At 37.2% G+C, this 19,898-nt stretch carries 23 protein-coding genes; 21 read left to right on the forward strand and 2 right to left on the reverse strand.

Annotation, left to right across the window (positions count from 1 at the left end; genetic code table 11):
* Both AC3AX0_RS00810 and holA read left to right on the forward strand, forming a co-directional pair.
* Positions 1-203, forward strand: a 203-nt coding sequence (locus AC3AX0_RS00810) for a hypothetical protein (protein WP_487548402.1), incomplete at its 5' end; no start/stop codon positions are given.
* Entirely contained in the window at positions 200-1,195 is a 996-nt protein-coding gene (holA, locus tag AC3AX0_RS00815) for a DNA polymerase III subunit delta (RefSeq protein WP_487548403.1), read from the forward strand. The genes AC3AX0_RS00810 and holA, both read left to right, overlap by 4 nt.
* A 47-nt stretch (positions 1,196-1,242) precedes the next feature.
* Here the strand turns inward: holA and rpsT are convergent, their stop codons facing one another.
* On the reverse strand, positions 1,243-1,506 hold the full coding sequence (gene rpsT, locus AC3AX0_RS00820) for a 30S ribosomal protein S20 (protein ID WP_487548404.1): 264 nt from the start codon (positions 1,504-1,506) through the stop codon (positions 1,243-1,245).
* 192 nt (positions 1,507-1,698) lie between these two features.
* Here rpsT and lepA point away from each other — a divergent pair, with 192 nt between their 5' ends.
* The 12 genes from lepA (at position 1,699) to AC3AX0_RS00880 (ending at position 13,609) form a co-directional block, all read left to right on the forward strand.
* Positions 1,699-3,510 carry a translation elongation factor 4 gene (gene lepA, locus AC3AX0_RS00825; RefSeq protein WP_487548405.1) on the forward strand — a complete coding sequence of 604 codons (1,812 nt, stop codon included), beginning with the start codon at positions 1,699-1,701 and terminating at the stop codon, positions 3,508-3,510.
* 86 nt (positions 3,511-3,596) lie between these two features.
* Entirely contained in the window at positions 3,597-4,736 is a 1,140-nt protein-coding gene (gene hemW, locus AC3AX0_RS00830; RefSeq protein WP_487548406.1) for a radical SAM family heme chaperone HemW, read from the forward strand.
* A gap of 109 nt (positions 4,737-4,845) precedes the next feature.
* Positions 4,846-5,928, forward strand: a complete 1,083-nt coding sequence (hrcA, locus tag AC3AX0_RS00835) for a heat-inducible transcriptional repressor HrcA (RefSeq protein WP_487548407.1) — start codon at positions 4,846-4,848, stop codon at positions 5,926-5,928.
* On the forward strand, positions 5,906-6,478 hold the full coding sequence (gene grpE, locus AC3AX0_RS00840) for a nucleotide exchange factor GrpE (RefSeq protein WP_487548408.1): 573 nt from the start codon (positions 5,906-5,908) through the stop codon (positions 6,476-6,478). The genes hrcA and grpE overlap by 23 nt, the downstream gene beginning before the upstream one ends.
* A 17-nt stretch (positions 6,479-6,495) precedes the next feature.
* On the forward strand, positions 6,496-8,346 hold the full coding sequence (gene dnaK, locus AC3AX0_RS00845) for a molecular chaperone DnaK (RefSeq protein ID WP_487548409.1): 1,851 nt from the start codon (positions 6,496-6,498) through the stop codon (positions 8,344-8,346).
* A 50-nt stretch (positions 8,347-8,396) separates the two neighbouring features.
* Positions 8,397-9,536: a molecular chaperone DnaJ gene (gene dnaJ, locus AC3AX0_RS00850; RefSeq protein WP_487548410.1), complete on the forward strand. Its 1,140-nt coding sequence runs from the start codon at positions 8,397-8,399 to the stop codon at positions 9,534-9,536.
* A 14-nt stretch (positions 9,537-9,550) separates the two neighbouring features.
* Positions 9,551-10,486, forward strand: coding sequence for a 50S ribosomal protein L11 methyltransferase (gene prmA, locus AC3AX0_RS00855; RefSeq protein WP_487548411.1), 936 nt, complete (start codon positions 9,551-9,553; stop codon positions 10,484-10,486).
* A gap of 1 nt (position 10,487) precedes the next feature.
* Positions 10,488-11,213 (forward strand): RsmE family RNA methyltransferase, encoded by a 726-nt coding sequence (locus AC3AX0_RS00860; protein WP_487548412.1) that lies wholly within the window; start codon positions 10,488-10,490, stop codon positions 11,211-11,213.
* Positions 11,214-11,221: 8 nt separating this feature from the next.
* Complete coding sequence (mtaB, locus tag AC3AX0_RS00865; protein ID WP_487548413.1) at positions 11,222-12,514, forward strand: tRNA (N(6)-L-threonylcarbamoyladenosine(37)-C(2))-methylthiotransferase MtaB; 1,293 nt, start codon at positions 11,222-11,224, stop codon at positions 12,512-12,514.
* A gap of 2 nt (positions 12,515-12,516) precedes the next feature.
* Positions 12,517-12,861, forward strand: coding sequence for a histidine triad nucleotide-binding protein (locus tag AC3AX0_RS00870; RefSeq protein WP_487548414.1), 345 nt, complete (start codon positions 12,517-12,519; stop codon positions 12,859-12,861).
* 99 nt (positions 12,862-12,960) lie between these two features.
* Positions 12,961-13,152 carry a 30S ribosomal protein S21 gene (gene rpsU, locus AC3AX0_RS00875; protein ID WP_487548415.1) on the forward strand — a complete coding sequence of 64 codons (192 nt, stop codon included), beginning with the start codon at positions 12,961-12,963 and terminating at the stop codon, positions 13,150-13,152.
* A 13-nt stretch (positions 13,153-13,165) separates the two neighbouring features.
* Positions 13,166-13,609, forward strand: coding sequence for a GatB/YqeY domain-containing protein (locus tag AC3AX0_RS00880; protein WP_487548416.1), 444 nt, complete (start codon positions 13,166-13,168; stop codon positions 13,607-13,609).
* A 161-nt stretch (positions 13,610-13,770) separates the two neighbouring features.
* Here the strand turns inward: AC3AX0_RS00880 and deoD are convergent, their stop codons facing one another.
* Positions 13,771-14,475, reverse strand: coding sequence for a purine-nucleoside phosphorylase (gene deoD, locus AC3AX0_RS00885; RefSeq protein WP_487548417.1), 705 nt, complete (start codon positions 14,473-14,475; stop codon positions 13,771-13,773).
* A 124-nt stretch (positions 14,476-14,599) separates the two neighbouring features.
* On the opposite strand from deoD, the gene AC3AX0_RS00890 reads away from it, so the two are divergent.
* Genes AC3AX0_RS00890 through AC3AX0_RS00920 form a run of 7 tightly spaced genes read left to right on the forward strand, consistent with a single transcriptional unit; the run spans position 14,600 to position 19,680 of the window.
* Positions 14,600-15,601, forward strand: a complete 1,002-nt coding sequence (locus AC3AX0_RS00890) for a PhoH family protein (RefSeq protein ID WP_487548418.1) — start codon at positions 14,600-14,602, stop codon at positions 15,599-15,601.
* Positions 15,582-16,034, forward strand: coding sequence for an rRNA maturation RNase YbeY (gene ybeY, locus AC3AX0_RS00895; protein ID WP_487548419.1), 453 nt, complete (start codon positions 15,582-15,584; stop codon positions 16,032-16,034). The genes AC3AX0_RS00890 and ybeY overlap by 20 nt, the downstream gene beginning before the upstream one ends.
* Before the next feature lie 23 nt (positions 16,035-16,057).
* The gene (locus AC3AX0_RS00900) at positions 16,058-17,188 is read left to right on the forward strand and encodes a DUF3048 domain-containing protein (protein WP_487548420.1); all 1,131 of its coding nucleotides are present in this window, start codon (positions 16,058-16,060) and stop codon (positions 17,186-17,188) included.
* A 9-nt stretch (positions 17,189-17,197) separates the two neighbouring features.
* Positions 17,198-17,596 (forward strand): cytidine deaminase, encoded by a 399-nt coding sequence (cdd, locus tag AC3AX0_RS00905; protein WP_487548421.1) that lies wholly within the window; start codon positions 17,198-17,200, stop codon positions 17,594-17,596.
* Positions 17,589-18,479 carry a GTPase Era gene (gene era / locus AC3AX0_RS00910; protein WP_487548422.1) on the forward strand — a complete coding sequence of 297 codons (891 nt, stop codon included), beginning with the start codon at positions 17,589-17,591 and terminating at the stop codon, positions 18,477-18,479. The genes cdd and era overlap by 8 nt, the downstream gene beginning before the upstream one ends.
* Positions 18,480-18,485: 6 nt before the next feature.
* Entirely contained in the window at positions 18,486-19,223 is a 738-nt protein-coding gene (recO, locus tag AC3AX0_RS00915; RefSeq protein ID WP_487548423.1) for a DNA repair protein RecO, read from the forward strand.
* Complete coding sequence (locus AC3AX0_RS00920) at positions 19,216-19,680, forward strand: DUF4342 domain-containing protein (protein ID WP_487548424.1); 465 nt, start codon at positions 19,216-19,218, stop codon at positions 19,678-19,680. Before recO ends, AC3AX0_RS00920 begins: the two co-directional genes overlap by 8 nt.
* Positions 19,681-19,898 lie beyond the last annotated feature (218 nt).

Below are 19,898 nucleotides of genomic sequence, written 5' to 3' on the forward strand. Positions count from 1 at the left end.
ATGATATCCATACTAAACTTTATGAAACCTATATTGATGGGGAAGTCGTCATTGACGTTGACAATAAGGGTGGATATTCTATAAAGTGCTTAAATGAAAGTGTTGAATTTGGAGTTGTAAGCTCGCTAACAGCATCGTTTTTACTGGTTGCTACAGCTTACTTGATTAGGAAAAGACGAATTGAAAAAGGAGAATCACTATGAGCAGCAAGGAAGTTATAATATTGACAGGCAATGAAGTGTATTTGACTGACAATTTCATAGATAAATTGAAGAAGAAGTACATGTCCGGATTTGAGGATATGAATTATGTTGTAATAGACAATTTAAAAAACAGGGGAGACGAGGTTGGCAGGTTCATGAACACCATTCCATTCATGGTGGAAAAGAAGATTATGGTTATTGAAAACTGTGATTTTCTAACATCTAAAAAATCACTTTCATCTGATGATGAAAAGCATCTCTTAGGTTATTTGGACAACAGAATGGATGAAAACATTCTTATTTTCGATTGCTCGGGAATAAAAGCCGACAGCAGAAAGAAACTTTACAAGAAGATCAGCAAGACCGGGTCCATTGTAAAATATGACAAATTCAAGGAAAACGAACTTATTTCATGGATCAAGATGTATCTGGATAAAAGCAAAAGAAGAATGTCAGACAGCGATGTTCGATATCTTGCCCAGATAATCGGATACCTTGACTATGAAAGTGTATTGACTCTCTACGATGTAAGGAATGAACTGGACAAGCTTATAAGCAATACTGAGGAAGGTGGAAGCATAAGCAAATCTAATATAGACAATGTTACAACAATATCCATAGAGAACAATATTTTTAAGCTTGTGGATTTCATATGCGAGGGAAGTACAGACAGTGCCTTCAGGATGGTTTATGATATGATAGGGAAGAATGTGGCGGCACATTATATCTTTTACATGATATCGAGACATTACAGGCAGCTGCTTAGATTAAATCTCATGGAAAGGGACGGATATAGTTCCAATGAAATCACAAAGGCAATGGGTCTGAGACCTTTCAGCTACAACAAGATGAAAAAACAACAAAAGCAATTGTCCCATAAGAAGATTAAAAAGATATACGACATGTGTTTTGATTTCGACAAGAGGGTAAAAAAGGGACTCCTTGACATGGAAACGGGCATAGATATGATAATATCCGCCGCAAAAGAATAAAAGTGCAAAAAAATAAAAACCAGAATAATCTGGTTTTTTTATTTTGTTTACGCCATAGTGTTAAGTCTTTTAGTTAATCTGCTTACTTTTCTAGAAGCGGCTTTAGAGTGCATAGTGCTCTTTGCAGAAGCTATGCTTAACTTCTTCTGTAATACAATCAATAATTCTTTAGCCTCTTCTATGTTGTTTTCTTCAACAGAAGCTTCAAATTTCTTGATATAAGTTTTTATTTCAGATTTCCTTTTTTTGTTAATTGCATTTTTCTTTTCATTAACTAGAATTCTTTTTTTAGCTGATTTAATATTTGCCACGAAATTCACCTCCTCGGAAGTATAGTATTTATTTTATAATACTAATAATTATTAAATTTAAGCGACTTTAAAATTATACAGTCTTTGTTAGAAAAAATCAATAGAAAATTTTAAAAAACTAAAAAATAATCTTTCAAAGGAGTATAATATTTGATATAATTACATTCGGATTATAAAACATAGGAGGCAACAGTGCAAGATAAACAAAAATTCATTAGAAATTTTTCAATAATTGCTCATATAGATCATGGTAAATCAACTTTAGCAGATAGATTAATAGAAGAAACAGGATTACTCACGACAAGAGAGATGCATGAGCAGATTCTTGACAACATGGATCTGGAAAGAGAAAGAGGTATAACAATCAAGCTTCAGACTATCAGGCTTATATATAAAGCGAAGGATGGAAACGAGTATATACTTAACCTTATAGATACTCCTGGACATGTTGACTTCAGCTACGAGGTTTCAAGAAGTCTTGCAGCCTGCGAAGGAGCAGTACTTGTTGTGGATGCAGCTCAGGGAATAGAGGCTCAGACCCTTGCCAATGTATATCTAGCAGTAGAACAGGACCTTGAAATTGTTCCTGTAATAAACAAGATAGACTTGCCAAGTGCAAGACCCGACGAAATCAAGGAAGAGATAGAGGATGTAATAGGTCTTGAAGCACAGGATGCTCCTCTCATATCTGCAAAGGAAGGACTTAATATTGCTGATGTACTTGAAGCCGTTGTGATGAAGGTTCCTGCTCCTTCAGGTGACAGGGATGGAACATTGAAGGCTTTGATTTTCGATTCATATTATGATAGCTACAAGGGCGTAGTTGCATATATAAGGGTAAAGGAAGGAACTGTCAAAAAAGGAGACAGGATAAAAATGATGGCTACTGATTTCGATTTCGAAGTGGCAGAAGTTGGTATTCTTGCTCCTGGACAGGTTCCAAGGGATAAATTAAGTGCAGGAGAAGTTGGATATCTTGCTGCAAGCATCAAGAATGTTAAAAACTGTAGGGTTGGAGATACCATAACTTCAGCAGAACATCCGGCTAAAAATCCTTTGCCTGGATACAAGAAGGTTGTATCCATGGTTTACTGCGGACTGTATCCAGCAGACGGAGAAGATTTCAACAATATTAGAGATGCTCTTGAAAAGCTTCAGGTAAATGATGCTGCGTTGTCCTTTGAACCAGAAACTTCTGTTGCTCTTGGATTTGGTTTCAGATGCGGATTCTTGGGACTTCTTCATATGGAAATAATACAGGAAAGACTTGAAAGGGAATTTGACCTTAACATCATAGCATCATCACCAAGTGTTATATACAAGATACACAAGACTGATGGAACCATGATGAAGATGCAGAATCCTACAAACATGCCTTCTCCTGTAGAAATAGACTATATGGAAGAGCCTGTTGTAAAGGCAAGCATAATGACTCCTACAGACTATGTAGGTCCAATAATGGAGCTTTGCCAGAACAGGAGAGGTGAATTTCAAAATATGGAATATATAGAACAGACAAGGGTGATACTTCATTATAGACTTCCTCTAAATGAGGTAATATATGATTTCTTCGATGCCATCAAGTCAAAGACTAGAGGATATGCTTCCTTTGACTATGAACTGGAAGGATACCAGAGGTCAAATCTTGTTAAGCTTGACATTCTGATAAACAGTGAGCTTGTAGATGCATTTTCCATGATAGTCCATGAAGAAAAGGCATATGAAAGAGGAAGAATAATTGTAGAGAAGCTTAAGGATGTTATTCCAAGGCACATGTTCGTCGTACCTATCCAGGCAGCCATAGGTGGAAAAATAATAGCGAGAGAGACTGTTAAGGCAATGAGGAAGGATGTACTATCAAAATGCTACGGCGGAGATATATCAAGAAAGAAAAAGCTTCTTGAAAAACAGAAGGAAGGAAAGAAAAGGATGCGTCAGATTGGTAGCGTAGATGTTCCACAGGAAGCCTTCCTGACAGTTCTTAAATTTGATGATAGCAAATAGTGTGGAAAGACCATTTAAGGCATTGAAAAGATGATTATTTACAAAATCATTTAAAGAGTTGCAATTTTGTAGTGAGGTGAAAAATATTGAAAAACCTAGGACTATACATACATATACCTTTCTGTAAGAAAAAATGTCTCTATTGCGATTTCTGTTCTTTTGTGGATTTGGATGAGCCGACAGAAGACAAGTATATCAAAGCACTCGTTGAAGAGCTTAAGCTTTATTCAAAAAGACTTGAAAAACATGTAGTTGATACCGTATTCATAGGAGGAGGGACTCCCTCCTTGTTTAAGGGCAGTAGCATTGAATATTTGATGAAGAATGTATATGAAAACTTAAGGATTGCTAAAGACTGTGAAGCTACAATAGAAATCAATCCAGGAACAGTAGATGATAATAAAGTACAGGCATACAAAAAAGCAGGCATTAACCGCATAAGCATGGGAGTACAAAGCCTTGATGACGAAGTCCTTAAGAAAATAGGCAGGATCCACAACAGGGATGACGTATTTAGAACTCTTAAAATTTTGAAGGAAACGGGATTTGAAAACATTAGCGCAGATATAATATTCAACCTACCAGGACAGAATGTGGAATCTCCGGTCAATGATTTAAAGGAAATACTTGAAACAGGAATCAAGCATGTTTCATATTATTCACTTAAACTGGAAGAAAGTACACCTCTTTACAAGATGCATGAGAGAGGTGAAGCTAGTGTTTGCGATGACGAAGACGAAAGAGAAATGTATTATGCTGGCAGAAGGGTAATGGCCGATAAAGGTTTTTGTCAATATGAGATTTCAAACTTTGCCTTAAAAGGCTTTGAAAGCAGACATAACCTAAAGTATTGGAATAGAGAGGAATACCTTGGTCTTGGACTGTCGTCACACTCATGTATTGACGAGGTGCGTTTTTCAAACACTCTTGACCTTAATGAATATTTAAAAAACATTGATTCGGGTAATCTTGTCTATGAAACAGTAGAGGAAATAGATGAAAGTGAATCGGAATGGGAATACATGATTCTTGGTCTGAGAAAAACTTCGGGAATATCATATAAAGATTACAAAAACAATATTAAAAAGAATTTGACTTATTTTAATGAAAAAATTGAAATATTGGTTGAAAAAGGGCTTGTTATTAATGAGGGAAAGTCAATCAGACTCACAGAGAAAGGTCTTGATTTATCAAACACGGTGTTTATTGAATTAATGCCGGATTAAATCTTATGAAAAATGCACATTGGTATTGACAAAACCAATAGTTAGTAGTATCTTATTGCTATGAGCTTAGCACTCATCCGGGCAGAGTGCTAACAGAGGAGCTGATAAAATGGAATTAAATGATAGAAAAATCAAAATATTGAAAGCCATAGTCAGCAGTTATATTCACGAAGGTGAAGCCATTGGTTCCAGAACTATTTCTAAAAAATACGATCTTGGTATAAGTTCTGCAACTGTAAGGAATGAAATGTCAGATCTTGAAGAATTGGGATTTTTAGTTCAACCCCATACCTCTGCCGGAAGGGTGCCAACTGACAAAGCCTACAGACTTTATGTAGACAAAATCATTAGAAACAGTTCAATGAACAAATACAATGAACAGATAAAGAAAATTCTTCAGGGAGAAATTGATGAAATGGAAAAATTCATCAGAAATTCAGCGAGAATTTTATCACAGTTCACGAAATACACATCCTTTGTAATGACACCACAGCTTAAGGAATCAAAGCTTAAGAGGATACAACTTGTACCAATTTCGGAAAACAAGTTATTGATGGTCATTGTAACTGAAAACAACCTTGTGAAAAATGTAATACTTAATATGAAGATACCAGTACCAGAGGACCAGATGAACAGGATTTCAAATCTTTTGACGCAAAAGCTTGAAGGAAGGCAATTGAAATCTTTGGACAAGGATTTGTACAACCATATATCGAAAGAGATTTATTCAATCAGAGAATCTTTTGATGATAAATTTGACGATGTGTTTATGCTTCTTCTCAATACCATGAAGCAATATGAAAAGGTTGATGTATATTACGATGGATTGACAAATATTTTAAATTATCCAGAATACAGCAATACTGAAAAAGCTAAAGAGCTTCTTTCCTTCATGGAAGACAAGAAATCAATGGCAAGTGTTCTCATGGATGAAACCGGGGAGGATCTGGCAGTATCCATTGGAAATGAGAACAAATACGATGAAATCAAACAGTGCAGTGTAGTTTCAGCCACATACAAGCTTAATGGTATGATCATAGGCAAGATAGGGTTAATAGGACCTACACGGATGGATTATAAAAATGTAATATCCATGGTTAAGGCACTGTCCTTAAATGTCAATAGACTGATAGAGGAAAATTATATAGATATAGCAAGGAGTGATACAGATGAGCAAAAAGGAAAAGGATGAGGTAATAGAGGAAGTGTCTGAAGAAATTAAAGACATTGAATCTAAAGAAGCAGATGAAATTGAAGAAGTAGAAGTAGAAGAAATTGAAGAAGAAGAAATCGAAGAAGAAGAAAGTCAGGTAGAAGAACCTGAAGAGGAAAAAGACGATATGAATACAAAACTTTTAAGACTGCAGGCTGACTTTATCAACCACAAGAACAGGGCTGACAAGGAAAAAACGAGAATATATTCATCAGCCATTGAAGATGTAGTTTGTGAAATGCTTACAGTTCTAGATAATTTTGAAAGAGCACTTGATGCACCTGATGACAATGGCAGCTTCAAGGAAGGTGTACAAATGATATTTGACCAGTTTAAACAAACCCTTAACAAAAGAGGTTTGGAAGAAATAGATGCTTTGGGAGCCGGTTTCGACCCTGCATTGCACCACGGAGTAATGTCCGAAGAGGTTGAAGGTACTGAAGCAGACATAGTACTGGAAGTTTTACAAAAAGGATACAAAATGAAAGAAAAAATAATCAGACCAAGTATGGTTAAAGTTTCTAGATAATATCAAGGAGGATTAAGATGAGTAAAGTAATAGGAATTGATTTAGGTACAACGAATTCATGTGTTGCAGTAATGGAAGGTGGAGAAGCGGTTGTCATTCCAAATGTAGAAGGCAAGAGAACTACTCCTTCAATAGTAGCATTTACAAAAGATGGTGAAAGACTGGTAGGTGAAACTGCCAAAAGACAGGCGGTTACTAACCCCGACAATACTGTTGCGTCAATAAAAAGACATATGGGAACAGATCATAAGGTTTCAATAAACGGTAAAACATATACACCACAGGATATTTCGGCTTTTATTCTTCAAAAATTGAAGGCAGATGCTGAAAGCTATCTTGGCGAAACAGTAAATGATGCTGTAATCACAGTACCTGCATATTTCTCTGACAGTCAAAGACAGGCAACAAAGGATGCAGGAAAAATAGCAGGACTAAATGTTAAAAGAATTATAAACGAGCCTACTGCAGCTTCTTTGGCTTACGGTATAGACAAGGAAGACACTATGCAGACAATAATGGTATTCGACCTTGGTGGAGGTACATTTGATGTATCAATCCTTGAAATAGGCGAAGGAGTATTTGAGGTCAAGTCTACAAACGGAATTAATCACCTTGGTGGAGATGATTTCGATGAAAGACTTGTCAACTTTATAGCTGAACAGTTCAAGAAAGAGAACGGAGTAGATCTTAAGAAAGACAAGATGGCTCTTCAAAGACTTAAGGAAGCTGCAGAGAATGCAAAGAAGGAATTGTCGTCGACAATGTCTTCAAACATAAATCTTCCGTTTATTACAGCTACTCAGGAAGGACCAAAGCACATGAACATGGACATTTCAAGAGCAAAGTTCAATGAAATGACAAGTGAACTTGTAGACATGACGAAGGATCCTATAAGAAAGGCTCTTGCAGACGCAAAGCTAACTGCTTCAGACATTGATAAGGTAATACTTGTAGGTGGATCAACAAGAATACCTGCAGTACAGGACGCTGTTCAGAAACTTACAAGCGAGCCTCATAAAGGGGTTAATCCTGACGAGTGTGTTGCTCTTGGAGCTGCAATCCAGGGTGGAGTTCTTACTGGAGAATTCGGAAATGAAATTCTTCTTGTAGACGTTACTCCTCTTTCTCTAGGAATAGAGACTCTTGGATCAGTTGCAACCAATCTTATAGAAAGAAATACAAGAATACCAACAAAGAAAAGCCAGATTTTCTCTACAGCGGCAGATAACCAAACAGCTGTTGATATACATGTTCTTCAAGGTGAAAGACAGATGGCTTCAGACAATATTTCATTGGGAAGATTCCAGCTTACAGGAATACCACCTGCACAAAGGGGAATTCCTCAAATAGAAGTAACATTTGACATTGATGCCAATGGTATAGTTAATGTTTCAGCTAAGGACAAGGGAACTGGTCAAGAGCAGAAAATAACAATAACAGCGTCTACAAATCTTTCTGATGATGAAATCGACAAGAAGGTTAAGGAAGCTGAGCAGTTTGCAGAAGATGACAAGAAGAAAAAAGAAGATATAGAAGTTAGAAATAATGCAGACAACATGATTTATCAGACAGAAAAAAGTATGAAAGACCTTGGAGACAAGCTTTCTGCTGAAGAGACTGCATTGACTAATGGACAAATCGACGAACTCAAAAAAGCGATAGAATCAAATGTAACTGAAGACATCAAGGCAAAGCTTGATTCACTTACAGAAGAATTCAATAAGCTTGCACAAAAAATATATCAAGAAACAGCACAGGAACAGGCTGCTCAAGAGGGACAACCACAGGATGCAGGTGCAGAAGAAGCAGAAGACGTTGTAGATGCAGAATATGAGGTCGTAGATGATGATGAAGAGAGTCAAAGCTAAATCTTTAGATTTAGCTTTGCTCTAGTCCATATTTTAATGGTGGTGAATAAATGAGTAGTAAAAGAGATTATTATGATGTACTTGGTGTCGGAAAAGATGCGGACAATACAGATATAAAGAAGGCATTTAGGAAAAATGCGAAAAAGTACCATCCTGATTTGAATCCTGACAATCATGAATCGGAAGTCAAATTTAAGGAAGTTAATGAAGCATACGAAGTGCTCAGCGATGAAGAGAAAAGAGAAAAATATGACAGATTTGGACATTCTGCATTTGAAAACGGCGGACAGGGACATGGTGGTGCTGGTGGATTTGGCGGAGCTGGTGGATTTGAAGATATTTTCGGTGATATTTTCGGCGATGTGTTCGGAGGCGGAGGAGCTAGACAAAGAAGACAGGGACCTAGAAAGGGCGCTGATCTCAAGATAAGGCTCAATATCTCCTTTGAAGATGCTGCATTCGGTACGAAAAAAGAAGTCAAGGTCTCAAGAATGGAAACATGTTCGCACTGCAGTGGAGACGGTGCAGAACCAGGAACATCCAGGAAGACCTGTACAACATGTAATGGTGCGGGGAGTGTAAGAACTGTTCAGAATACACCTTTCGGACAATTTGCTAATGTGAGTACTTGTCCTACCTGTAAAGGTAGTGGAAAGATAATAGAAGAGCCTTGTAATGTTTGTCATGGTACAGGTAAGGAAAAGATAGCAAGAAAGATAACAATAAATATACCAGCAGGAGTGGATTCCGATTCAATCATACCTTTGAGGGGAGAAGGAAACCACGGAGAAAAGGGAGCACCTCCTGGAGACCTTTATGTTTACCTAGGTGTTAAGCCCCACAAGTTCTTCAACAGGGACGGATATGATATCTGGTACGATATGCCTGTATCATTCGTTACAGCTTCTCTGGGCAATACTGTTGAAGTACCAACTCTTGAAGGAAAGGTAAAATACCAAATTCCAGAAGGAACGCAGACAGGTACTGTATTCAGACTTAGAAACAGAGGTATAGAACATCTTAGAGGTGGAGGAAAAGGCGACCAGTATGTAAAGGTTGTAATAAATACTCCAACAAAGCTTACAGATAAGCAGAAAGAGATATTGATGAGTTTTGCAAAAGAATTCGGTGAAAAAATCGAACCTCATAAAAAAGGAATATTTGATAAAGTAAAAGATGCTTTTAGTTAGGAGAGTGCAGTTATTTGAAATGGATTGAAATTGTTATAAAAACCACTTACGAGGCAAAGGAAGCTGTTACAAACATACTTCATGAAGCAATGGTTGAAGGTATTGTCATAGAAGATCCCAATGATATTCTTAACCTTTTGAAGGAAGATGAAAAATGGGACTATCTTGATGAAGATCTGGCCAAGGACTATTATGATGGTGTTGTAATCAAGGGCTATTTTGAATATGATGACAGTTGGAATGAGAAGAAGGATTTTATCAAGGAAAGAATAAACATGCTGCCCAGATATGATTTAGATATAGGTTCTACTGAAATTGAAGTTCAAGACATAGCGGACAGAGATTGGAACAGTGAGTGGAAGAAGCATTTCAAACCTTTCAAACTTGGAAACAATGTTATAATCAAGCCTACATGGGAGGAATACTCTCAAAAGGAAGGGGAGATTATAATTGAAATTGATCCTGGAGCTGCATTTGGTACGGGAATTCATGAAACAACTTCTTTGTGTATAGAACAACTGGAAGGTAAAATAGATTCTGAAAGCATGGTTCTCGATATTGGTACGGGAACTGGAATTCTGGCAATATTATCATCTAAGCTTGGTGCAAGGAATGTTCTTGGAATAGATATTGACGATGATTCCGTAAGGATTGCAAAGGAAAATGTTGAAGTGAACGACTGTTTTAATGTGGATATAAGAAAAGGCAATCTGCTTAACAAGATAAACTACGAAGCCGACATTGTTGTAGCAAACATAACGGCGGATATAATAATTAAAATGGTAAGCCAGCTGGCAAGTGTCTTGAAGAATGGAGGAATTTTCATTTCTTCCGGAATATTGGCTACAAAGGCTGATAATGTAAGAACTGCCCTTGTGGGAAATAATTTTGAAATAGTAGAGACTCTTATAAAAGGCGAATGGGCTGGAATTACAGCAAGGTTGAAGTAATATGAATAGATTTTTTATAGATGAATGCAATGGAAAAACCGCCCTTTTGAAAGGCGGCGATTTCAAGCATTGTAAAAGCGTATTAAGATTAAGAGAAAATGACGAGGTTTATCTCGTAATAGATAAAAAAGAGTACATCGGCAGAATTGAAAGTTTTGGCGATGATACTGTTTTTTGTGCTGTTGTTGGAGAAAGCAAATATAAAAGGGAATCAGACCTTAGGATAAATCTCTTTCAGTGCTTGCCAAAAGCAAGCAAGATGGAGCTTATAGTGCAGAAAAATACTGAAGTAGGAGTATCCACTATAATTCCCGTAGTCAGTCACCGTACTATTGTGAAGCTTTCCGAAAAGTCCAGGGAACGCAAAAAAGTGGACAGATGGAACAAGATAGCAATGGAGGCGGCAAAGCAGTCCATGAGGAATATTGTTCCTCTCGTTGAGGATATAGTTTCCTTCAAGGAGATGCTATCCATTTTAAAGGAAAAAGGCGGGGATATAATAGTGCCCTATGAAAATGAAGACAATCTTGGTCTTAATGATGTAGAGTTGGAGTCAGATATTGCAAATGTAATAATAGGACCTGAAGGCGGATTTGAAGAATCTGAAATTGAAGAGCTGAAAAATGTTGGAGCTAGGGTTGTAACTCTTGGACCAAGAATTCTAAGGACTGAAACAGCTGGAATTGTAATAAATTCAATACTAATGTATAAAACTAAAAATATTTAGGTGATTAAATGAATGTATCGTTTTACACCTTGGGATGCAAGGTTAATCAATTTGAAACTGACGCAATGATGCAAATGTTTGAAAACAGGGGATATAAGATTATAGATCCTTGTGAAGATACTGATGTTTTCATTGTGAACTCATGTACAGTTACTGCTGCCAGCGACAAGAAGACAAGAAACCTTGTGAAGAGGTCAAGAAAGCTTAATGGAGAAGGCGTTGTAGTTCTTGCAGGATGCTATGCCCAGGGCAGACAGGATGAACTGAAAGAAGAAGACAATATAGACATAGTGGTAGGAACAAAGCACAAGGACAGTATTGTTGATTTTGTTGTGGAATATTTTGAATCTAAACATCATCTTTACAGGGTGGATGAATTCAAGCCAAGGGAAAAATATGAAGAAATGACAATATCGCACACCTCTGAACGTACAAGGGCTACTATAAAGATACAGGACGGATGCAGGCAGTTTTGCACCTACTGTATAATCCCCTATGTAAGGGGACCGGTTAGAAGCAGGGAAATAAAAGATATAACCGACGAGATTCTAAGGCTTCATTCCAATGGATACAAGGAAATTGTATTCAATGGCATTCATATGACATCATATGGAACAGACCTTGAGGATACGAAGTTGGAAGATCTTGTTGATGCTATAAACAAACTGAAACTAGAAGATATTAGATTCAGGTTTGGATCCCTTGAGCCTGGCATAATAAGCTCTAAATTCATGGAGAAGCTTGTGGAAGGTAGCTTTTGCGACCATTTTCACCTATCCCTGCAAAGCGGATCAGATACTGTTCTTGAAAGAATGAACAGAAGGTATGATACGTATGAATACCGTGAAAAAGTCAAGTTAATAAAATCGTATATGCCTCAAGTTGGTATAACCACCGACATAATAGTAGGGTTTCCAGGTGAAACCCAAGAGGAATTTGAGGAAACTTGCAGATATGTTGAAGATATAAGATTTTCAAAGGTTCATATCTTTCCGTTCTCTCCAAGGAAGGGAACAAAGGCTTTTGATATGGACAACAAGGTCCTAAACCAGGTCAAGAAGCATAGGGCCAGGACTCTTGGTGAAATATGTGAAAAAACCGCTGAAGTATTCTACAGCGATTTTATAGGAAAAAAATTGGATGTGCTATACGAGAGTTTAAACGATTCAGGTGAATATATAGGTCATTCGAGCAATTATTTGACAGTATTGACTAAATCGTCATCGGATTTGCATAATTCGAGAAAAAACGTTAGAATGAGTTATAGCGACAACAGTTTTTTATATACAGAGGAGGTGTAAGTGTGAAGGATTGTTTGTTTTGCAAGATAGCAAATAAGGAAATTCCTTCAGATGCAGTTTTTGAAAACGAAGATGTATTTGCTTTTAATGATATTAATCCAGAAGCGCCGGTTCATATTCTGGTAGTTCCAAAAATTCATATTACGTCGTTAAACGACGTAAGTGAAGAAAACAGCAAGTATATAAGCAGGATTTTTGAAGTAATTCCAGAGATAGCTAGAAAGACTGGAATTGACAAATCAGGCTACAGAATCGTCTCAAATTGCGGTAAAGATGCCATGCAGACTGTTAATCATATTCATTTCCATATATTGGGAAAAAGATCCTTGCAATGGCCTCCGGGTTAAAATTGTAAAATAACTGTTGTAATATTTCGAATCACAATGTATACTATACAAGTGCAATTTGAGTATTGTAAAAATAGAATTACGAAGGGAGGGTCGCAAATGACAGAAGTAAAAGTTAGAGAAAATGAGTCTTTAGATAATGCTTTAAAGAGATTCAAAAGACAATGTGCTATCACTGGCGTTCTCTCTGAAGCAAGAAAACGAGAGCATTACGAAAAGCCAAGCGTTAAAAAGAAGAACAAAGCTGAAGCTGCTAAAAGAAAAAGAAATAAAAAAAGTAGTAGTAGATAATTGAGGTGACGTTATGTCTTTAAAAGAGAAGCTCATGATAGATATGAAAGCTTCAATGAAAAATAAAGACAAGGTAAGAAAAAATACCGTAACCATGGTTAGAGCAGCTGTAAAGCAGTCCGAGGTTGACAACCGAGTGGAACTTGAAGATGAGGATGTCTTAGGCATCATTATTAAACAGGTTAAGCAGAGAAAGGACAGCATTGAAGATTTTAAGGCTGGCGGAAGAGATGATTTGGTTACGCTTACTGAAGAGGAAATATCCATATTGACTGAATACTTACCGCTGCAACTAGGAGCTGAAGAGCTTGAAGAAATAGTTGTTCAAGCTATCAAGGATACCGATGCACAGTCCAAAAAGGACATGGGCAAGATTATGGGCAAAGTAATGCCTGTAATCAAAGGTCGAGCAGATGGTAAACAAGTTAATCAGATAGTTATGAAGTACTTCGGTTAAATCCGGCTGAATGATTTCATTTGAAATCACAAATCCGGCTTGTTAATTAAAAAAATAGACCCGTAAAGGGTCTTTTTTTTATGTAAGAGACGAAGGTCTCCAAGGTTTTATATAAGAGACGTCGATTTTCACGTCTCCATATAGTTCGATTTTAGAAGCGTTTATGCAAGTTCTAATGCGATTTCCATCATGTCCGTTAAAGTTTTTTCTCTTTCTTCAGATGTTGTAAGCTCATGTGTAACGAGACTGTCGCTTACTGTGAGTATTGCAAGGGCATTGGCTCCAAGCTTTGCTGCATTCATGTAAAGGGCGGCAGCTTCCATTTCAACTCCCATGATACCCATGGCAGCCCATTTTTTCCAGGCATCAGGATTTGCATCGTAAAAAATGTCGCTGGAAAGTATGTTTCCAACCTTGACAGGTATGTTTTTGCTGTCTGCAGTCCTCTTGGCCCTTTCTAGAAGATCGTATGATGCTGTTGGTGCAAAGGTTCCCGGTAGGTCGTACTGAGATGCGTAGTTTGAATTAGTAGATGCGCTCATTGCCAGCAATACGTCCCTTACCTTTACGTTTTCGTTGAAGGAACCGCAGGATCCTATTCTAATGAGGTTTTTAACTCCATAGTCCACAATAAGTTCGTGGGAGTATATGCCTATGGACGGCATGCCCATACCTGTTCCTTGAACAGATATTCTTTTGCCCTTGTAGTAGCCTGTGTATCCATACATTCCTCTTATTTCGTTGTAGCACACCGGATTTTCAAGATATTTTTCAGCCACGAACCTGGCTCTCAATGGATCTCCCGGCAATAATATTGTTTCAGCGATGTCTCCTTGTTTTGCGCCTATATGTACAGTCATTAGCATTCCTCCTATAAAACAATTTTATCAGAGAAAACCGCTAAATACAAATCGTTTATACATCATATTTATAGAAAAAATACATGACTTGTGATATCATAAAGATACGTTTTATGACCAAGGAGGATTAATGGACAATTTCGAAAAACGGTTGAGCATAAACAATAGTAAAACGGTTCAAATATTATTTGGACAGATGGACAGCAATATCAAACAGATTAGAGAGCTCTTTAATATAGATTTGCTTGTAAGAGAAAATGACTTGAAGATTGTAGGAAAGGAACAGGATGTTAAAACAGTAGCAAAAATGCTGGATGAAATAATAATCGCCATCGAAAAGGATGGGAAAGTGTCCCAGGATAAATTTAACTATTTAATGAGACATTATGCAGAAGGCAATACTGAAAGGGTCAGCGAATATCTTAATGATATAGTTACTGTAACCTCCACCGGCAAGATGATAAAGTCAAAGACAATAGGTCAGAAGATATATGTAGATAATATCAGAAAGAACGATATCGTTTTGGGTATTGGACCTGCAGGTACTGGAAAGACATATCTTGCTGTAGCAATGGCAGTAGATGCATTCAGGAATAAGGAAGTTAAAAGGATTATCCTTACAAGACCTGCAGTGGAGGCCGGTGAAAAGCTGGGATTCCTTCCGGGAGACCTTCAAGACAAGGTGGATCCTTATCTTAGACCGCTTTACGATGCCTTATTTGAAATTATGGGTGCTGAAAACTATATGAGAAATCTTGAAAAGGGATTGATAGAAGTAGCGCCACTGGCATACATGAGGGGAAGGACAATAGATTCAGCTTTTATAATACTTGACGAGGCTCAAAACACAACCAAGGAACAGATGAAGATGTTTCTTACAAGGCTAGGCTACGGTTCAAAGGCTGTTGTTACTGGAGATGTTACACAGATAGACTTGCCGGCTGGGAAGAAATCCGGACTTAAGCAGGTTGAAGGAATACTTAAGAATGTAAAAGGGATATCATTCATATATTTTGACAAAAAAGATGTAGTGAGGCACAAATTGGTTCAGGACATCATAGGTGCATATGAAGAATTTGAAAAAAACAAGGATAGAGAGGAAAAGAGAATAAATGGAAATTCTAATAGATAACAGGACTGAGGGATGGGAAATCAACCAGGATGAAATAAAGCTTATAGACACTGTTTGTGAGACAACCTTCAACCATTTGGGAGACAAGACAAATTTCGAGGTGAGCATTTCTTTTGTTACAAACGAAGAAATAAGGGAGCTGAACAGAACATACAGAAACAAGGACTCTGCAACTGATGTATTGTCTTTCCCAATGGAAGAGGAGTTCGAACTGGATTTTGAAAACACAATTCTAGGAGATGTGGTCATTTCAGTTGACAGAATAAGAGAGCAGGCGGAAGAATTTAAACACTCCTTCCAAAGGGAACTGTCATACCTTTTAGTGCATTCCCTTCTTCATCTTTTGGGATTCGATCATATTGAGGAAGATGAAAAACTAGAGATGAGAAAAGAAGAAAAGGAAATAATGGACAAATTGAAAATATACAAATAGACTAAATGGCGTAAGGAGAAATTATGCTTAGAAAACTTATTATTCTTATAATAATTGCATTGGTTGTAACTTCATGCAGTCCAAAGGTTGATGAGCCGGACAAGGTTCAGGAAATTGAAAACGGTGAAGATGTGACTGGAGGAGAAGATTCAGAGGGCAATGAAGGAGATGTTGACGATTCCGACAACAACGACTCTGTAGACAATCAGGATTCAGAAGACGAAGACCAGGAAGATGAAGTTGTCATGATTGATGGAGTAATTTCGCCCTTGAGCGGGATTCTCTTTGAAAGGGAACAGACTGAGAACAGACCTGTAAGTATAATGCTTGACAATCACCCATCGGCAAGATGGCAGGCAGGAATTTCCAAGGCTGAGGTGGTTTACGAATGTGAGGTTGAATATCCATATACTAGATATATGGCAGTTTTCATGTGTGAAGCACCAGAACATATTGGACCAGTAAGAAGCGCAAGACCTTATTACTTGAGATATGCCCTTGAATATGATTCTATGTATGTTCATGTAGGAGGAAGTCAGGAAGCCCTTGGTACTATTGTTGATTACAACATGGCTGATCTTGATGGACTAACAAGTGGCGAATTTTGGAGATACTACAAAACTGGAAAAGAGATTCCAAACAATATGTATACTGCTATGGAAAATATAAGGTCGGCACAGTCATACCTTAAATATAGACAGAGTGGAGATTTTGAAGGATTCAAGTTTAACGAAGAGCTTGCAGGACTGGATTCTCTTTATGGAGATGCAGTAGACTGTATTGACCTTAAGATTATTTACAACAAGTCATATGCTGTTGACTATGAATATAGCAGCGACGGAGATTACAAACGCTATGTAAATGGAGAAAGACAACTGGATGAGTATTATGAGGAAAAAATCAATGCTGCAAATATTATAATACAGAAGGTAAACAAGGAAGTAGTGGATAATTACGGAAGAATTCATCTAAATACCGTTTCAGATGGAACAGGATATTTCATAACAGATGGAAAATGCATTGATATCACTTGGAAGAAGGATTCATACAGAAGCAAGACTATGTATCTGGATTCAAGAGGTAATGAAATAACACTAAATCCTGGACAGACATGGATACAGGTGATTTCACAGAACTCATCGGTTGAATTCTAGGGAGGGACAATGGAAGTAGTAAAACTAATAAAAAGGGCTATTGAAGCAAGGGAAAAAGCCTATGTCCCATATTCTGGATTCAAGGTGGGCGCAGCAATATTGACAAAGGAAGGAAAAGTCTTTACTGGATGCAATATAGAATCGGCATCATATTCGCCTACTATCTGTGCAGAAAGAACGGCTTTAGCCAAGGCTGTATCAGAAGGGTACAGGGATATTGATACGGTAGTAGTTGTTGGAAGTTTTGAAAAGCTTTCTTATCCCTGTGGCGTTTGCAGACAGATGATCAGAGAATTTGGAGAAGATATTAAAATAATAGTGGCAAAGAGTACTGAAAAATACAAGGAATACACCATCAGGGAACTTCTCCCTGAAAGTTTTGGACCGGAGGATTTGGAAAATGAGTGAGTTTAAATCAGGATTTGTAACAGTAGTAGGAAGACCTAATGTAGGGAAATCCACTTTAATCAACTATATGGTAGGCGAGAAGATAGTAATAACGTCAGACAAGCCACAGACTACCAGGAACAAGATAAGGGCTGTATACACCGATAAGGAAGCCCAGATAGTATTTATAGATACACCGGGTATACACAAGGGCAATAGCAAGCTTAGTAACTTCATGAAGTCAGAAATAGACGGTGCATTGGAGGATATGGATGTTCTCATATTCATCACAGATGAGAAGAACAAGCTTGGACCTGGAGACAAATATATAATAGAAAAGGTTAAGGATATGGCAATACCTAAGATTGCCTTGGTTAATAAATCAGACATGTACAAGGACAATTTTTCTGTAGCAGAAGAAATAAAAGAAATGAATATATTTAATGATGTAATAAGGATTTCTGCTACGACAGGTAAGAATATATACAGGATTGTTGATTTCATAAAGGAAAACATCAGTGAAGGACCACAGTATTTCCCTGAAGACTATATAACGGACAGGCCTGAATGGTTTGTCATTTCAGAATTAATAAGGGAAAAGGCATTGCTTGAGCTTGAAGATGAAGTGCCGCACGGCGTGGGTATAATGATAGATAAAATCGAAGAGAGAAAAAATAAAAACATGATAGATGTTTATGCAGTTATTCTTTGTGAGAGGAAATCCCATAAGGGAATTATAATCGGCAAGGGTGGAAGCAAGCTGACTACCATAGGTAGAAAAGCAAGACTAGATATTGAAAGACTTCTTGGAACCAAGGTATATCTAAATCTTTGGGTGAAAATCGATAAGAATTGGAGAGACAATGAAAGGACGCTTAAGGAACTTGGATACAAGAACTGGTAATTAGATATGTCTGCTAGTAATGAAATAATAATACTTAAAGAAGTCAAGTATAAAGATAATGACAAGATACTCCACTGTTTCAGCAGAAGTATGGGTAAGATTACTGTAATGGCTAAAAATTCCAGAAAAACAAATAGTAAGAACTTGTCACTTACCCAGACTTTGAGCCATATTTCTGTTGAGCTGTATAAAGGAAAGGGCATGTATAGTCTGTCAGATGGAGAAGTATTAAACAGTTTCTATAGTTTGAAGAATGACTACGATGGATTCGTCTATGCAAGCTATATCGTTGAAATACTAAATCATGTACTTCAGGAAAATGAGAATTATTCAAAAGTATTCGATATGACTGTAAAGCTGTTCACTATGCTGTCTGAATCCGCTGAAAACATTGAAGTTCTTATAGCTGCCTATGAAATCAAGCTTGTAAGCATACTTGGATTCAAGCCCTGGCTTGAGTCATGTATATCCTGTGGAAGGGAAGATGGGAAATACGCCTTTTCTATTCCTGAAGGAGGACTCGTTTGCTGTAACTGTCGTGAAAAAGGACAAAATTATGTCTATCTCAACAGCGGTGATATTGATTGTTTGAAGCTTCTTCTCTTGTCAAGGTTTGATGATATGGGAAAAGTGGATATTTGCAGTGAAAAGATGTTGAAGCTCATAGGATTTTATTTCAGGTACCACATTGGGAAAAATAATTTCAAATCCCTAAAACTTCTTGGAGGTAATGGTAATGTTTGATGATCTAAAAAAAGTTGATGAAATAATAAAGAGAACAAACTGCGGATATGAAGAGGCGAGAGAGGCTCTTCTCAAAAGTGAAGGCGACCTTTTAGGTGCAATAATAGATGTTGAAAGAAAAAAATCCACTGAAGAGAAATTAAAAGCGAAAAGCGAAGATGTCATTGATGAAATCAAAAAGGCAATAGTGGATGCAAATGCGGCAAAACTTGTTGTTAAAAAGGGTGATGAAACACTTATAAACATTCCAGTTTCTGCAGGTATAATTGGGGCAGTTTTAGCACCGCTCTTCAGTGTTGCGGGAATTACTGCAGCCATGGTAAGCAACTATGAGTTTGATGTCTATACAAAAGATGGCAAACAAATAAACCTGAACAACAAACTTGAAGAATCGTTGAGCAAAATTGATAAATCCATAAGCAAAATTAAAGATGAACTTAATATGAAAAAAAAGTAAATATTATGTTGACATATGGTGTCTATGGTGATAAGTTATTATTAAAATTAAAGTGCTATGATGGAAGATAATATCTGATTGAGCAATCAAGAGATTTAGGGATGGTGTGAACCTAATTTGCAAGATTATGAGAATGGAGTTCCTGAGCATATTCTACTGAGAGGACATTTATGTCAAGTAGGGTGGAACCGCGGAATTTAATTTCGTCCCTATACAAG

Source organism: Dethiosulfatibacter sp., from assembly GCF_983023055.1.

Bases quoted from the DNA above. Each gene is read 5' to 3' on its own strand.
- mtaB (WP_487548413.1), top strand. From the start codon at position 11,222: ATGAATGTATCGTTTTACACCTTGGGATGCAAGGTTAATCAATTTGAA.
- rpsU (WP_487548415.1), top strand. From the start codon at position 12,961: ATGACAGAAGTAAAAGTTAGAGAAAATGAGTCTTTAGATAATGCTTTA.
- dnaJ (WP_487548410.1), top strand. From the start codon at position 8,397: ATGAGTAGTAAAAGAGATTATTATGATGTACTTGGTGTCGGAAAAGAT.
- AC3AX0_RS00890 (WP_487548418.1), top strand. From the start codon at position 14,600: ATGGACAATTTCGAAAAACGGTTGAGCATAAACAATAGTAAAACGGTT.
- recO (WP_487548423.1), top strand. From the start codon at position 18,486: ATGTCTGCTAGTAATGAAATAATAATACTTAAAGAAGTCAAGTATAAA.
- ybeY (WP_487548419.1), top strand. From the start codon at position 15,582: ATGGAAATTCTAATAGATAACAGGACTGAGGGATGGGAAATCAACCAG.
- AC3AX0_RS00900 (WP_487548420.1), top strand. From the start codon at position 16,058: ATGCTTAGAAAACTTATTATTCTTATAATAATTGCATTGGTTGTAACT.
- holA (WP_487548403.1), top strand. From the start codon at position 200: ATGAGCAGCAAGGAAGTTATAATATTGACAGGCAATGAAGTGTATTTG.
- cdd (WP_487548421.1), top strand. From the start codon at position 17,198: ATGGAAGTAGTAAAACTAATAAAAAGGGCTATTGAAGCAAGGGAAAAA.
- deoD (WP_487548417.1), bottom strand. From the start codon at position 14,475: ATGCTAATGACTGTACATATAGGCGCAAAACAAGGAGACATCGCTGAA.
- AC3AX0_RS00880 (WP_487548416.1), top strand. From the start codon at position 13,166: ATGTCTTTAAAAGAGAAGCTCATGATAGATATGAAAGCTTCAATGAAA.
- AC3AX0_RS00920 (WP_487548424.1), top strand. From the start codon at position 19,216: ATGTTTGATGATCTAAAAAAAGTTGATGAAATAATAAAGAGAACAAAC.
- grpE (WP_487548408.1), top strand. From the start codon at position 5,906: ATGAGCAAAAAGGAAAAGGATGAGGTAATAGAGGAAGTGTCTGAAGAA.
- hrcA (WP_487548407.1), top strand. From the start codon at position 4,846: ATGGAATTAAATGATAGAAAAATCAAAATATTGAAAGCCATAGTCAGC.
- AC3AX0_RS00860 (WP_487548412.1), top strand. From the start codon at position 10,488: ATGAATAGATTTTTTATAGATGAATGCAATGGAAAAACCGCCCTTTTG.
- era (WP_487548422.1), top strand. From the start codon at position 17,589: ATGAGTGAGTTTAAATCAGGATTTGTAACAGTAGTAGGAAGACCTAAT.
- dnaK (WP_487548409.1), top strand. From the start codon at position 6,496: ATGAGTAAAGTAATAGGAATTGATTTAGGTACAACGAATTCATGTGTT.